Annotated in this window: 15 protein-coding genes; 13 read left to right on the plus strand and 2 right to left on the minus strand. The window is 72.0% G+C overall.

Going from position 1 to position 14,207, the window contains the following annotated elements:
- The first annotated feature begins 3 nt into the window (after positions 1-3).
- The 9 genes from PUR61_RS41760 (at position 4) to PUR61_RS41800 (ending at position 7,455) form a co-directional block, all read left to right on the plus strand.
- Positions 4-927: a ribonuclease Z gene (locus tag PUR61_RS41760; RefSeq protein ID WP_329885185.1), complete on the plus strand. Its 924-nt coding sequence runs from the start codon at positions 4-6 to the stop codon at positions 925-927.
- A gap of 230 nt (positions 928-1,157) precedes the next feature.
- Positions 1,158-2,276: a PhoH family protein gene (locus PUR61_RS41765; protein ID WP_380353965.1), complete on the plus strand. Its 1,119-nt coding sequence runs from the start codon at positions 1,158-1,160 to the stop codon at positions 2,274-2,276.
- 14 nt (positions 2,277-2,290) lie between these two features.
- Positions 2,291-2,785, plus strand: a complete 495-nt coding sequence (gene ybeY / locus PUR61_RS41770; RefSeq protein ID WP_238741059.1) for an rRNA maturation RNase YbeY — start codon at positions 2,291-2,293, stop codon at positions 2,783-2,785.
- A 19-nt stretch (positions 2,786-2,804) separates the two neighbouring features.
- A complete protein-coding gene (locus tag PUR61_RS41775; protein ID WP_329885186.1) occupies positions 2,805-4,130 on the plus strand; it encodes a hemolysin family protein in 1,326 nt (441 codons plus the stop codon).
- Between the two features lie 33 nt (positions 4,131-4,163).
- A complete protein-coding gene (locus PUR61_RS41780) occupies positions 4,164-4,400 on the plus strand; it encodes a hypothetical protein (RefSeq protein WP_329885187.1) in 237 nt (78 codons plus the stop codon).
- Between the two features lie 12 nt (positions 4,401-4,412).
- Positions 4,413-4,952 (plus strand): DUF4383 domain-containing protein, encoded by a 540-nt coding sequence (locus PUR61_RS41785; RefSeq protein ID WP_329885188.1) that lies wholly within the window; start codon positions 4,413-4,415, stop codon positions 4,950-4,952.
- Positions 4,953-4,987: 35 nt separating this feature from the next.
- Positions 4,988-5,341: a cytidine deaminase gene (locus tag PUR61_RS41790; protein WP_329885189.1), complete on the plus strand. Its 354-nt coding sequence runs from the start codon at positions 4,988-4,990 to the stop codon at positions 5,339-5,341.
- A 424-nt stretch (positions 5,342-5,765) separates the two neighbouring features.
- The gene (gene era, locus PUR61_RS41795; RefSeq protein ID WP_329885191.1) at positions 5,766-6,695 is read left to right on the plus strand and encodes a GTPase Era; all 930 of its coding nucleotides are present in this window, start codon (positions 5,766-5,768) and stop codon (positions 6,693-6,695) included.
- A 46-nt stretch (positions 6,696-6,741) separates the two neighbouring features.
- On the plus strand, positions 6,742-7,455 hold the full coding sequence (locus tag PUR61_RS41800) for an alpha/beta fold hydrolase (RefSeq protein WP_329885192.1): 714 nt from the start codon (positions 6,742-6,744) through the stop codon (positions 7,453-7,455).
- Positions 7,456-7,587: 132 nt separating this feature from the next.
- On the opposite strand, the gene PUR61_RS41805 is transcribed toward PUR61_RS41800, so the two are convergent.
- Both PUR61_RS41805 and PUR61_RS41810 read right to left on the minus strand, forming a co-directional pair.
- Positions 7,588-7,854, minus strand: a complete 267-nt coding sequence (locus tag PUR61_RS41805) for a protealysin inhibitor emfourin (protein ID WP_329885193.1) — start codon at positions 7,852-7,854, stop codon at positions 7,588-7,590.
- Positions 7,855-7,921: 67 nt separating this feature from the next.
- The gene (locus tag PUR61_RS41810) at positions 7,922-8,941 is read right to left on the minus strand and encodes a M4 family metallopeptidase (RefSeq protein WP_329885194.1); all 1,020 of its coding nucleotides are present in this window, start codon (positions 8,939-8,941) and stop codon (positions 7,922-7,924) included.
- Between the two features lie 334 nt (positions 8,942-9,275).
- On the opposite strand from PUR61_RS41810, the gene leuA reads away from it, so the two are divergent.
- The 4 genes from leuA (at position 9,276) to PUR61_RS41830 (ending at position 13,987) form a co-directional block, all read left to right on the plus strand.
- Positions 9,276-11,072 (plus strand): 2-isopropylmalate synthase, encoded by a 1,797-nt coding sequence (leuA, locus tag PUR61_RS41815; RefSeq protein WP_329885195.1) that lies wholly within the window; start codon positions 9,276-9,278, stop codon positions 11,070-11,072.
- A gap of 291 nt (positions 11,073-11,363) precedes the next feature.
- On the plus strand, positions 11,364-12,047 hold the full coding sequence (locus PUR61_RS41820) for a TerB family tellurite resistance protein (protein ID WP_329885202.1): 684 nt from the start codon (positions 11,364-11,366) through the stop codon (positions 12,045-12,047).
- A gap of 319 nt (positions 12,048-12,366) precedes the next feature.
- Entirely contained in the window at positions 12,367-13,113 is a 747-nt protein-coding gene (gene recO, locus PUR61_RS41825; protein ID WP_329885196.1) for a DNA repair protein RecO, read from the plus strand.
- 4 nt (positions 13,114-13,117) lie between these two features.
- Positions 13,118-13,987 carry an isoprenyl transferase gene (locus PUR61_RS41830; protein WP_329885197.1) on the plus strand — a complete coding sequence of 290 codons (870 nt, stop codon included), beginning with the start codon at positions 13,118-13,120 and terminating at the stop codon, positions 13,985-13,987.
- Positions 13,988-14,207 lie beyond the last annotated feature (220 nt).

Raw genomic sequence — 14,207 nt, forward strand, 5'->3', positions numbered from 1 at the left:
CGCGTGTCGCAGCGCGAACTCGTCGTCCTCGGCACCGCCAGCCAGGTCCCGACCCGGCACCGGAACCACAACGGCTACCTGCTGCGCTGGGACGGCGAGGGGCTGCTCTTCGACCCGGGCGAGGGCACCCAGCGGCAGATGCTGCACGCCGGGGTCTCCGCCACCCAGCTCACCCGGATCGCCGTCACGCACTTCCACGGCGACCACAGTCTGGGCCTGGCCGGGGTGATCCAGCGGATCAACCTGGACCGCGTCCCGCATCCGGTCGACGTCTATTTCCCGGCCTCCGGCGAGGTCTACTTCGAGCGGCTGCGGCACGCCACCGCCTTCCACGAGACGGCCGTGCTGCGCCCCCGCCCGATCGAGGAGTCCGGGCCCGTGCCCGCGCCCGGAGCCCGGTTCGTGCTGGACGCCGTCCGGCTCTCCCACCCCGTCGAGTCCTTCGGCTACCGGCTGAGCGAGCCGGACGGCCGCCGGCTGGTGCCGGAGCGTCTCGCCGACCTGGGCGTCTACGGTCCGGCCGTCGGCCGGCTCCAGCACCAGGGCGAGACCGAGGTGGACGGCCGGCGGGTCACCCTGGACGAGGTCAGCGAGCCCAGGCCGGGCCAGCGGTTCGCCTTCGTGATGGACACCCGGCTCTGCGAGGGCGTCCACGAGCTGGCCGAGGGCGCCGACCTGCTGGTCATCGAGGCGACCTTCACCGACGCCGACGCGCGGCTCGCCGACGACCACGGCCACCTCACCGCCGGCCAGGCCGCCAAGGTCGCCGCCGAGGCCGGTGCGCGGACCCTGGTACTGACCCACTTCTCCCAGCGCTACCCGGACCTCGGCCAGCACCTCGCCGACGCCCGCAAGCACTTCGAGGGCCCGATCGTGCTTGCCGAGGACCTCGTGCGGGTACCAGTACCGCCCCGGCACCGCGGGTGAAGGGCCGCGCGGACCGCCAGGGCCGCGACGGCGGTCGCGGTGATGTCGGGAGCGGCCCGTGAACAGCACGGAAAACCGCTCGCGCCGCCTCCCGATCTGCCGGAGCATCGTCGCGTGCGGCCCCGCCGCCCGCCGCGGCGATCACGTCCGCGGCGTACCCTGGTGCCCCGGAGAGACCGAGCGGCACCCACGAGACACGGATGGGATGAGGCAGGCCCCAGCGCCGACCTATGAGTGACACATCGCATACCCGTACCAACGGACAGTCGCGCCCCGAACCGGCGGACGACGGCGGCTCCGTCAGCGCCCGGATCGTCATCCCCGAGAAGCATCCGATGGTCACCCTGCTCGGCACCGCGGACTCGCTGCTGCGCGTGATCGAGCGGGGCTTCCCCGCCGCCGACATCCACGTCCGCGGCAACGAGGTGACCGCCACCGGGGAGCGGGCCGAGGTCGCGCTCGTCCGGCAGCTCTTCACCGAGATGATGCTGGTGCTCCGCACCGGCCAACCCCTGACGGAGGACGCCGTGGAGCGTTCCATCGCCATGCTCCGGAGCGGCGTCGACGACCCGGACAGCCCGGCGCCGTCGCAGGTGTTCACCGCGAACATCCTGTCCAACCGCGGCCGGACCATCCGTCCCAAGACCCTCAACCAGCAGCGCTACGTCGACGCGATCGACAAGCACACCATCGTCTTCGGCCTCGGCCCGGCCGGTACCGGCAAGACCTACCTCGCGATGGCCAAGGCCGTCCAGGCCCTCCAGGCCAAGGAGGTCAACCGGATCATCCTGACCCGTCCGGCCGTCGAGGCGGGGGAGCGGCTGGGCTTCCTGCCCGGCACCCTCTACGAGAAGATCGACCCGTACCTGCGCCCGCTGTACGACGCGCTGCACGACATGATGGACCCGGACTCCATCCCGCGCCTGATGGCCGCCGGGACCATCGAGGTCGCCCCGCTCGCCTACATGCGCGGTCGCACCCTCAACGACGCCTTCATCATCCTGGACGAGGCCCAGAACACCTCGCCCGAGCAGATGAAGATGTTCCTCACCCGCCTCGGGTTCAACTCCCGGGTGGTCGTCACCGGCGACACCAGCCAGATCGACCTCCCGGGGGGCACCCGCAGCGGTCTCAAGGTCGTCCAGGAGATCCTGGTCGACGTGCCCGACATCCACTTCTCCGTCCTCACCAGCACCGACGTGGTCCGCCACAAGCTGGTCGGCCGGATCGTGGACGCGTACGAGCGCTGGGACGCCCGGCAGGAGGCCGAGGAACACCCGGTCCCGGCCAAGCCGGCCCAGCGGCGCGGCTCGCGCGCACCCCGACAGTCCCATCGCACCGAAAGCTGAGTAACCAGCCCGTCATGTCGATCGACATCGCCAACGAGTCCGGTTGGGACGCAGACGAGGAAGCCATCCTCGACGTCGCCCGCTACGCCCTGGACAAGATGCGGATCCACCCGCAGTCCGAACTGTCCGTGATCCTGGTGGACGGAGCGGCGATGGAGGAGCTGCACATCCAGTGGATGGACCTCCCCGGCCCGACCGACGTGATGTCGTTCCCGATGGACGAGCTGCGCCCCGGCAAGGAGGGGGAGGAGCTGCCGCAGGGCCTGCTCGGCGACATCGTGCTCTGCCCCGAGGTCGCCGAGCAGCAGGGCAAGGCGGCCCCGTCCAAGCACTCGATGGACGAGGAGCTCCAGCTGCTCACCGTCCACGGCGTGCTGCACGTCCTCGGGTACGACCACGAGGAGCCGGACGAGGAGGAGGAGATGTTCGGCCTCCAGAAGGCGATCCTCGACGGCTGGCGGGCCGGGCGCGGCCTCGGCGGCATCTCGCCCGCCCCCACCACCCACTGAGCGCGGAGCCCGAACCCCTGTGAGTGGTGAGAGTACGAGTTTCATCCTCGGTGCCGTCCTGCTGGTGGTGCTCGGCTGGCTGGCCGCGTGCGCCGAGGCGGGCATCTCCCGGGTCTCCCGGTTCCGCGCGGAGGAGGCCGTCCGGTCCGGCCGGAAGGGGTCGGCCCGGCTGCTGGCCCTGGCGTCGGACCCGATCCGCTACCTCAACCTGGCGACCCTGATCCGGGTCGCCAGCGAGATGGCGGCGGCCGTCCTGGTCACCGTGGTCTGCGTGCGCAGCCTGGACTCGACCTGGCAGGCCGTGCTGCTGGCCTTCGGGGTGATGGTGCTGGTGTCGTTCGTCGCGGTCGGCGTCTCGCCGCGCACGATCGGGCGCCAGCACCCGCTCAGCACCGCGACGGCCGCGTCCTTCGTGCTGCTGCCGCTGGCCCGGATCCTCGGTCCGATCCCACGGCTGCTGATCCTGCTCGGCAACGCGCTCACCCCCGGCAAGGGGTACAAGGAGGGGCCGTTCGCCTCCGAGGCCGAGCTGCGGGCGCTGGTCGACCTCGCCGAGAAGAACGACGTCATCGAGGACGACGAGCGCCGGATGGTGCACTCGGTCTTCGAGCTGGGCGACACCATCGTCCGCGAGGTGATGGTGCCGCGGACCGACCTGGTGATGATCGAGCGGCACAAGACCGTCCGGCAGGCGCTCACCCTGGCGTTGCGCTCGGGCTTCTCGCGGATCCCGGTGGTCGGCGACAACGAGGACGACGTGGTCGGCATCGTCTACCTCAAGGACCTGGTGCGGCGCACCCACATCAACCGGGACTCCGAGTCCGACGAGGTGGGTGCGGTGCTGCGGCCGGCCGTCTTCGTGCCGGACTCCAAGCCGGCCGCCGACCTGCTCCGCGAGATGCAGCAGATGCGCTCGCACGTGGCGATCGTGATCGACGAGTACGGCGGTACCGCCGGGCTGGTCACCATCGAGGACGTCCTGGAAGAGATCGTCGGTGAGATCACCGACGAGTACGACCGGGAGATCGCGCCGGTCGAGGACCTCGGGGACGGCTCGTACCGGATCACGGCGCGGCTGCTGGTCGAGGACCTGGGCGATCTGTTCGGGATCGAGCTGGAGGACGAGGACGTCGAGACCGTCGGCGGCCTGCTCGCCAAGCACCTGGGACGGGTGCCGATCCCGGGTTCGTCCTGCGAGATCCCGGTGCCGGAGGAGATCCCGGGCGGGCTGACCGCGATCCGGCTGACCGCGGAGAGCTCGGCGGGCCGCCGCAACCGGATCGGCTCCGTGGTGGTCGCGCCGGTCAGGGCGCAGGCCGACGCGGCGCAGGCGGCCGGCGAGTAGCGCTCCCGTCCTCCGAGGGCGACGATTGGGGGTATGACTCACCAACTTCGCGCGGAGTACGGCCCGCAGGGGACGGCGGGCGGGGTCAAGGTCTGGCACGTGGTGCGGGACGGGGACCCGGCCACCGCCCTGTGCGGGCGCACCATGCCCGCCGACGCCGAGACACGGCCGGAACAGGAGTGGGGGACCGGGCTCCGGTGCTGCCAGCAGTGCGGCTCGCTGTACATGCACGAGGTGCCGCACATGCACGGAAGCCACCCCTACGCCTAGGCGGAGGTATCCATGAAGCTGCAAGACGAACTGCCGGTGGACCACAAGCTCGCGACGGTCTGGCGGATCGGGGCGGGGCTCGGCGGGATCTTCCTGATCGTGTTCGGCTGCCTCGGGCTGGCCGACCATCCGGGCTTCCTGTCCACCAGCGGTGACGGCATCGCGGGGATGTCGACCAACGGGGCGTTGAGCATCCTGTCCATCGTGGTGGGCGCGATCCTGGTCGGCGGCGCGGTCGTCGGCGGGAACTTCGCGTCCAACCTGAACATGGTGGTCGGCGTGCTGTTCGTGCTCTCCGGCTTCTACGGGCTGACGGTGCTCGGCCGGCCGGACGCCAACATCCTGAACTTCCGGATGTCGAACGTGCTCTTCGCGTTCGTCTTCGGGCTGGTGATCACCACGTTCGGCATGTACGGGCGGGTCAGCAGCCACCTGCCGCACGACAACCCGTACTGGCGCCGGCGGGCCGAGGACGAGGAGCCGCTGCCGTCCGGTCCCAAGACCTTCGTGAAGGTGCTGCGGCCGGGGCCGCCGAACCCGATCGGGCACTGATCCGGGGCCGTGGACGGGCGCCTATGCTCCTGGGCATGAGTGACATCGTCGAACTCGACCCCGAAGACAAGAAGATCATCACCCTGGCCCGCTCCGCCCGCGCCCGCAACGGCGTCGCGGAGGGGGCCGCGGTGCGTGACGAGACCGGCCGGACGTACGTGGCCGGGACGGTCGCCCTGGAGTCGCTGCGGCTCAGCGCGGTGCAGACGGCGGTGGCGATGGCGGTGGCCAGCGGCGCGAGGTCGTTGGAGGCCGCGGCCGTGGTGAGCGAGGCGGAGCAGCCCTCGGAGGCCGATCTGGCCGCGGTCCGGGACCTCGGCGGCGCCGGGACGCCGCTGCTGCTGGCGGGGCCGGACGGGACGCTGCGGGCCTCGGTCGAGGCGCGCTGAACGGTGCGCCGGACGCGGTCGCGGGGGCGGACGATCGACGCCGCTCCGGCGCCGTCCGGCCGACGGTCCGCGGTCCGGTCCGTAGTCCGGTCCGTAGTCCGGTCGTAGTCCGGTCCGGGCGCCCGGGGAGGCGGCCCCCGGGCGCTCTGCCGTATCGGTTCAGCGGATAATCTCACCGGGGAGTTGCTGCGGTGAGGGGGCTTACCGATGGGGCCGTTCGCGTTCTTCGCGGGACTGCTGCTGGGCGTGATGGGGATGGGTAAATGGCAGGAGACCGGCTCGCCGTTCTGGCTCTGGGGTTCGGTCTCGTTCCTGCTGATCGTGCTGGTCTGGGGCCTCGCCTCGGTCCTCGGAGGGGGGAAGAAGTGACCGCCCGGGGCGGCCCGGTCCGTCCCGCTCCCCGTGATCAGGGAGAATGGGGCGCATGAGTGCCCCTTCCTCCTCGTACCGCTCCGGCTTCGCGTGCTTCGTCGGCAGGCCCAACGCGGGCAAGTCGACCCTGACCAACGCCCTGGTGGGGACGAAGGTCGCGATCACCTCCGACCGTCCGCAGACCACCCGGCACACCGTGCGCGGCATCGTGCACCGTCCCGAGGCCCAGCTCGTCCTGGTCGACACCCCCGGCCTGCACAAGCCGCGCACCCTGCTCGGCGAGCGTCTGAACGACCTGGTCCGCTCCACCTGGGCCGAGGTCGACGTGATCGGCTTCTGCCTTCCCGCCGACCAGAAGCTCGGCCCCGGTGACAAGTTCATCGTCAAGGAGCTCGCCGAGCTCAAGAAGACCCCCAAGGTCGCCATCGTCACCAAGACCGACCTGGTCGACTCCAAGCGGCTGGCCGAACAGCTGATCGCCGTCCACCAGCTCGGTGCCGAGCTGGGCTTCGAGTGGGCCGAGATCATCCCGGTGTCCGCCGTGGGCGACAAGCAGGTCGACCTGGTCGCCGAGCTGATCACCAAGCTGCTCCCGGAGGGCATGCCGCTCTACCCGGACGGCGACCTCACCGACGAGCCCGAGCAGATCATGGTCGCCGAGCTGATCCGCGAGGCGGCCCTGGAGGGCGTCCGGGACGAGCTGCCGCACTCGCTCGCGGTCGTCGTCGAGGAGATGCTGCCGCGCGAGGGCCGGCCGGCGGACCGTCCGCTGCTGGACATCCACGCCAACGTCTACATCGAGCGGCAGAGCCAGAAGGCGATCGTGATCGGGGCCAAGGGCGCGCGGCTCAAGCACGTCGGCACGACGGCCCGCAAGCACATCGAGGCGCTGCTCGGCACGCCGGTCTTCCTGGACCTGCACGTCAAGGTGGCCAAGGACTGGCAGCGCGACCCGAAGCAGCTGCGTAAGCTGGGCTTCTGAGCAGTCCGGACGAGCGGGGGCCGGACCGGACGGCAGGGGGCGGGAATTGAAGCTGCACACCTGTGAGTGGGGCTCGGGGGACCGGCTCGCCCTGCTGGTCCACGGGATCATGTCCGACCATCGCAGCTGGCGGTCGGTCGGTCCGGCGCTCGCCGCGCGCGGCTACCGGGTGATCGCCGTGGACCTCCGCGGCCACGGTGCCAGCCCGCGCGGCGAGGGCGCCACCCCGACCGACCGGTACGCGCCCGAGCGGCTGGCCGAGGACCTGGTGGACACCCTGCCGACCGGCGCGGAGCTCGCCGTCGGTCACTCGCTCGGCGGCCTGGCCCTGCTGCAGGCGGTCGAGCGGCTCCGACCCGCCCGGGCGGTCTACTCCGACCCGGCCTGGTGCTTCGCCCAGCCCGACCTGTTCGACCCGGGCGTCTTCACCCACTTCAAGCGGGCGACCCGGGAGCAGATCGCCGCGCTCGCCCCGCGCTGGGACGCGGCCGACGTGGACGTCGAAGTGGCGACGCTGGCCGCCTGGGACCCGGACAGCGCGCTGGGGCTCGCGGGCTTCTACGCGCAGGCGGTCCTGCCCGGCGCCCCCGCGGTGCCGTCGCTGCTCCAGCTCCCCGACCGGAGCTTCCTGACCGGGCCCGAGGACGCCGAGCGGCTGCGCGGCGTCGGGTACGAGGTCCGGAGGGTGCCCGGCGCCGGGCACACCATCCACCGTGACGACCTCACGGGCTTCCTGGCCTCGCTCGACGGCTGGCTCTGACCGGCGCGCGTCCCCGTTCGGGGGCGCGGGCGGACGGGCGTGCTGCCGCCGCTGCGGGCCGTCCGGATGCCGCGCCGGTGCCCGGGGCCGGGCCCCGGCGCCCGGGGAGTGGCCCCGGGCACGCGGGCCGAGCTACGCGCCCTCGCGCAGCACCAGGGAGACCAGCTCGCGCTGCGACTCGGTGAGTTTCGGGTCGGCGCAGTGCACCGTCCGCCCGTCGACGGTGATCTCGTAGTGGAAGCCGTCGGGTACGCCGTACGAGGGGGACCGCAGCCCGCCCGCGACGGCCTCGCGGGCGAGTGCGTGCACATGCGGGGCGTCCGTCCGCTCGGTGGTGTCTAGCTCCGCGTGGCGGACGAGTCCCGCGAAGCCGCCGGTCCGGGTCACCTGGATGCGCATGGTGTCCATGGTGCTACCCGGGGAAGCCGTTTGCCGGGGTTTTCCCGGACCTTGACTTAAGTGCGGCTCAACCCGGACTGATGCCCACCTTCGCCCAGGCCGCGGTCACCGTGTCCGCCACCTCCGGTTCCGGGTAGCGGGCCGCGGCCGCGGCCACGGTGGACCGGGCGAAGGCGGTGAAGTCGGCGTCGGGGGGCAGCCGGCGGCCGGTGAGCGCGTCGTACCAGATCCGCCCCGCGCGTTCCCAGGCCGGACCGCCGAGTGCGGTGGCCAGCAGGTAGAAGGCGTGGTTGGGGATGCCCGAGTTGATGTGCACGCCGCCGTTGTCCCGGGTGGTGTGCACGTAGTCGCGCAGATGGGCGGGCTGCGGGTCCTTGCCGAGCCGGGGGTCGTCGTAGGCGGTCCCGGGCGCCTTCATCGAGCGCAGCGCGACCCCCTGCACGCCGGGGGCGAGCAGTCCGGCGCCGATCAGCCAGTCCGCGTCGGCGGCGTCCTGCCGCAGCGCGTACTGCTTGACCAACGACCCGAAGACGTCCGAGACCGACTCGTTGAGCGCACCGGACTGCCCCCGGTACTCCAGGCCGGCGGTGAACTGCGTGACACCGTGGGCGAGTTCGTGGCCGATGACGTCGATGCAGGCGGTGAAGTCGCCGAACACCTCGCCGTCGCCGTCGCCGAAGACCATCCGGTGGCCGTCCCAGAAGGCGTTGTCGTAGTCCCGGCCGTAGTGCACGGTGGCGTCGAGGCGCAGGCCCTGGTCGTCGACGGAGTGCCGCCCGTACACGTCGGAGAACAGCGCGTAGGTGGCGCCGAGGCCGTCGTAGGCGTGGTTGACGGACTGGTCGGGGAGGGCCGGCTCGCCCTCCCGCCGGACGACCCGGCCGGGCAGGCGCTCGCGGTGTCCGGCGTCCGAGATCACCCGCTCCAGACGGTCGGCGGCGGGCTGGCGGGGGACGGCGGTGAGCCGCGTGGTGCGGTGGACGGCGTCCAGGGCGAGGGAGCGGGTGGCGGGGGCGTGACCGTCCTCGGCGAGGCGGTCCAGGACGTACGGCGGAACGATCGCACAGAGCGGCGGTTCGGCTGTCATGTGGCCAAGCGTGACGCATTGATGACGTGTTGTCACCGGCGCGGACGGAACCGTGCGCCGTCTCAAGGGGTGGAATGTCCGCCCGGCTCACTTCGGGGGCGTGCGGCCCTGGGTTACGCTGGGGACCATCATGCGCAATGGGCTGCTTCTTCTTAGCTGCCGCGTCGAGGGCCTGTAGTCCACCAAGGGCCGGCTCCCTCGCCGCGGGGACTGTGCTGCGCGCTGAATCGGGCGACCGTACGACGGGTCGCGAGCGGCAGCAGGCCGGCCGAGTCGGGTGACCGTCCCACCCCGACCAGCCCCGCATCACCACAGGAAGCCGAGACTCACCTCCATGACCGAGCAGAGCTCCGCCGTGCCCGTCACCGCCGGTCGCGCGTTCGTCGACCGCCCCACCCCCATCACCGCCGGGTCCGTACGCCAGCAGCCGTCCGGCATGCGGTACGGCCGGTACCTGCCGTTCGGCACCGTCGACCTGCCGGACCGCACCTGGCCGTCGAAGGTGATCACCAAGGCGCCGCGCTGGCTCTCCACCGACCTGCGGGACGGCAACCAGGCGCTGATCGACCCGATGTCCCCGGCCCGCAAGCGGCAGATGTTCGACCTGCTGGTCCGGATGGGCTACAAGGAGATCGAGGTCGGGTTCCCCTCCTCCGGGGCCACCGACCACGCGTTCGTCCGCTCGCTGATCGAGGAGGGGGCGATCCCCGAGGACGTCACCATCTCGGTGCTGACGCAGGCCCGCGAGGAGCTGATCGAGAAGACCGTCGAGTCGCTGGTCGGGGCCCCGCGCGCGACCGTCCACCTGTACAACGCGACCGCGCCGCTGTTCCGCCGGGTGGTGTTCCGCAACGACCGGGCCGCCACCAAGGCGATCGCCGTCGACGGCACCCGGCTGGTGATGGAGTACGCCGACAAGCTGCTGGGCGACGAGACGGTCTTCGGCTACCAGTACTCGCCGGAGATCTTCGTCGACACCGAGCTGGACTTCGCGCTGGAGGTATGCGAGGCGGTCATGGACGTCTGGCAGCCCGGCGAGAGCCGCGAGATCATCCTGAACCTGCCGGCCACCATCGAGCGGGCCACCCCGAACGTCCAGGCCGACCAGTTCGAGTGGATGTCGCGCCACCTGTCGCGGCGCGAGTCCGTCTGCCTGTCGGTGCACCCGCACAACGACCGCGGTACCGCCGTCGCCTCCGCCGAGCTGGCCTACATGGCCGGCGCCGACCGGATCGAGGGCTGCCTGTTCGGGCAGGGCGAGCGGACCGGCAACGTCGACCTGGTCACCCTGGGCATGAACCTGTTCTCGCAGGGCGTCGACCCCGAGATCGACTTCTCCGACATCGACGAGGTCCGCCGCACCGCCGAGTACTGCAACCAGATGGAGGTGCACCCGCGCCACCCGTACGCCGGCGACCTGGTGTACACCTCCTTCTCGGGCTCGCACCAGGACGCCATCAAGAAGGGCTTCGACGCCCTGGAGGCGGACGCCGCGGCGGCCGGCGTGCCGGTCGGCGAGCACACCTGGGGCGTGCCGTACCTGCCGATCGACCCGAAGGACGTCGGCCGCACCTACGAGGCGGTCATCCGGGTCAACAGCCAGTCCGGCAAGGGCGGCGTGGCGTACGTCCTGAAGAACGACCACAAGCTGGACCTGCCGCGCCGGATGCAGATCGAGTTCTCCCGGATCATCCAGGCCAAGACCGACGCCGAGGGCGGCGAGGTCACCCCGGCCGCGATCTGGGCGGTCTTCGAGGACGAGTACCTGCCGACCACCGGCAACCCCTGGGGCCGCATCGCGCTGAGCGGCTCGCGCACCCTGACCACCGAGGACGGCCGGGACGCGCTGACCGCCGAGGCCGTGGTGGACGGCGTGCCGGTCCCCCTGTCCGGCACCGGCAACGGCCCGGTCTCCGCCTTCGCCGACGCGCTGGGGCAGATCGGCGTGGACGTCCGGGTGCTGGACTACGCCGAGCACGCGCTGAGCGAGGGCGGCGACGCCCAGGCCGCCGCGTACGTGGAGTGCGCGGTGGACGGCCGGGTGCTGTGGGGTGTGGGCATCGACGGCAACACCGTGCTGGCCTCGCTGAAGGCGATGATCAGCGCCGTCAACCGGGCGCAGCGCGGGTAGTTCGTACGGGTGGTAGCTGCCGGGTCGTCCTGCGGGGCGGCCCGGCGGCGTTCGCGGTGGTGTTCGCGGAGGCCGGGGCGGGGCTGCGGGCGGCCCGGTCTGGCAGGTTGTGGCCTGCGCCACATTTTTTCGGTGATCGAGCCGTTCGAGGTACTGACACGTGTCGGCAACCGTGGCAACATCGACCCACCGGTAAGCCGGGTCGGTGGGACGGCCCGGTGGCCGGTCGCGTGACCTGCCCATTGTTGTGCAGGCCGCCTGCCATGTCTGGGGAGTGGCGCCGTGACAGGGATGTGGGGTGTTCGCCCGAGGTGGCGGACTGACGTTCTCGGTGACTTCTACTGTCCGGGCTGCGGCGGCGACCGCAACTACCGCCGGCAGCACGGCCGGCGGTGGCTGCGGTTGTTGGGGACCCCGGTGCTTCCGCTCGGTCCGGTGGTCGGCAGCGTGCAGTGCACCAGCTGCCACGGCCGGTTCGGCGTGGAGAGCCTGGAACAGCCCACCTGCGTGCGTCTGGGCGGGATGCTGCGCGACGCGCAGTACACCGTGGCGCTCGTCATGCTGGCGGCCGGCGGAACCGCGCACCGCGCGGCCCGCGAGGCGGCCTGCGCGGCCGTCCGGGACGCCGGCTTCGAGGACTGCGGGGAGGCCCAGGTGCTGGCCGCCCTGGCCGCGCTCTCCGGCCTCGGCGGGGAGCTGTACGAGGCCCACGAGGTGGGGGGAGCCCCCGGCGACAGGTTGGACGATTCCGGCGGCCTGGCCGTGGAACTGCACGCCGTGCTCGAACCGCTCGCCCCGCACCTGGCCCACCAGGGCCGTGAACGGCTGCTGCTCCAGGGCGCGGCGATCGCGCTGGCCGACGGCCGCTACCGGCCGCAGGAGCGGGACGCGCTGGCCGCCGTCGGGCGCTGTCTGGACCTGCCGCAGGCGCGGGTCGGGGTGCTGCTGGAAGCGGCGACCCGCACCTCGCACTAGACCCGCACCTCGCACTAGACCCGGACCCGACTGCCTTCCCGTCCGTCCTCGCCCGCCTCCGGCCCGCCCTCGGGTCCGTGTCCTCCCGCCCGCGCCTTCCCGTCCCCGCCCTTCCGTCCGCACCACCTGGCCGTGAGGAACGACTCCGGCCGACCCCGGACCCCCACAAACCGGGCCCTACCCCCCCTCCAGGGCCCGCCGTGACCCGCACCGATCGGGCGTCCCCCCACGGCCCCGGTGCGGGCACACGGCTGTCCCCGCCGGTGGGGGAGAATGGTGGGATGTCCACACTGTTCGACGGCCGCGGCGAGGCGGTGGCATGAGCCTGTTCCGGGACGACGGCGTGGTGCTCCGGGCACAGAAGCTCGGCGAGGCCGACCGGATCATCACCCTGCTCACCCGCCACCACGGCAAGGTCCGCGCGGTGGCGCGCGGGGTGCGCAAGACCAAGTCCAAGTTCGGTGCGCGCCTGGAGCCGTTCTCGCACGTGGACGTGCAGTTCTTCAGCCGGGGGAGCGACCTGATCGGCCGCGGGCTGCCGCTCTGCACCCAGGTGGAGACGATCGCCCCGTACGGCGGCTCGATCGTCACCGACTACGGCCGCTACACCGCCGGCACCGCCATGCTGGAGACGGCGGAGCGGTTCGCCGAGAACGAGGGCCAGCCGGCCGTCCAGCAGTACCTCCTCCTGGTCGGCGGGCTGCGCACGCTGGCCGCCGGGCTGCACGAGTCACACCTGGTGCTGGACGCCTTCCTGCTGCGCTCGCTGGCGGTCAACGGGTACGGCGCGACCTTCGACGACTGTGCCAAGTGCGGCCTGGAGGGCCCCAACCGGTTCTTCTCGCTCCAGGCGGGCGGGGTGCTCTGTCCGGACTGCCGGGTGCCCGGATGTGCCGTACCCTCCCCTGAGACACTGGTACTGCTCGGGGCACTGCTGTCAGGGGACTGGCAGACGGCCGACGCCTGCGAGCCGAGGTACTGGCGGGAGGGCAGCGGCCTGGTCGCGGCCTACCTGCAGTGGCACCTGGAGCGGGGCATCCGCTCGATGAGATACGTGGAGAAGTGAGCACATGGCAGCGCGACGGCTCTTCGGTGGAGGCGAAAGCAGCTGGGGGTCCCCCCGGCCGAAGGCCGGGGGCGAGTACCTCCCCCCGACCCCGCACCCCAGCGGCGCCCGGCCCCCGCAGATCCCCGCCGAGCTGGTCCCCCACCACGTCGCGATCGTCATGGACGGCAACGGCCGCTGGGCCAAGGAGCGCGGGCTGCCGCGCACCGAGGGCCACAAGGTCGGCGAGGCCGTGGTGCTGGACGTCCTCAAGGGCGCGATCGAGCTCGGCGTGAAGAACATCTCGCTGTACGCGTTCTCCACCGAGAACTGGAAGCGCTCGCCCGACGAGGTGAAGTTCCTGATGAACTTCAACCGGGACGTCATCCACCGCCGACGGGACGAGATGGACGCGATGGGCGTGCGGGTCCGCTGGGCCGGCCGGATGCCGAAGCTGTGGAAGAGCGTCGTCCAGGAGCTCCAGGTCGCCGAGGAGCAGACCAGGGACAACGACGCCGTCACGCTGTACATGTGCGTCAACTACGGTGGCCGGGCCGAGATCGCGGACGCCGCGGCGGCTCTCGCGGCCGATGTCGCGGCCGGGAAGCTGGACCCGAAGAAGGTCAACGAGAAGACCCTCGGCAAGTACCTGTACCACCCGGACATGCCGGACGTGGACCTCTTCCTGCGCCCCAGCGGCGAGCAGCGGACGTCGAACTTCCTGCTCTGGCAGTCGGCGTACGCCGAGTTCGTGTTCCAGGACGTGCTCTGGCCGGACTTCGACCGCCGGGACCTCTGGCGGGCCTGCGAGCAGTACGCGAGGCGTGACCGCCGGTTCGGCGGGGCGGTGCCGAACGAGGTCGAGGCCGGGCCCGAGCTGCCGGCGCAGCGCTGAGCCCGCAGCGCTGCGCCACGGCAGTGGTGGCCCGGTCCTCCCGGGCGTGGGGGGGGGCCCGGGGGGCCGGGGCCACCCGCCCCGACGCGGGGCCGCAGGTCTGCGACGTCCAACTGCCCGGCCCGGACCGGTCCGACGCGACCGCTCCGACGTCGGGTGCGGGGCTGGCACAATGAGGTGCGAGACGCCCACCACCCCAGGAGGACCCACGGTGACCACC

Source organism: Streptomyces sp. BE20 (genome assembly GCF_036322525.1).
Classification (GTDB): domain Bacteria; phylum Actinomycetota; class Actinomycetes; order Streptomycetales; family Streptomycetaceae; genus Kitasatospora.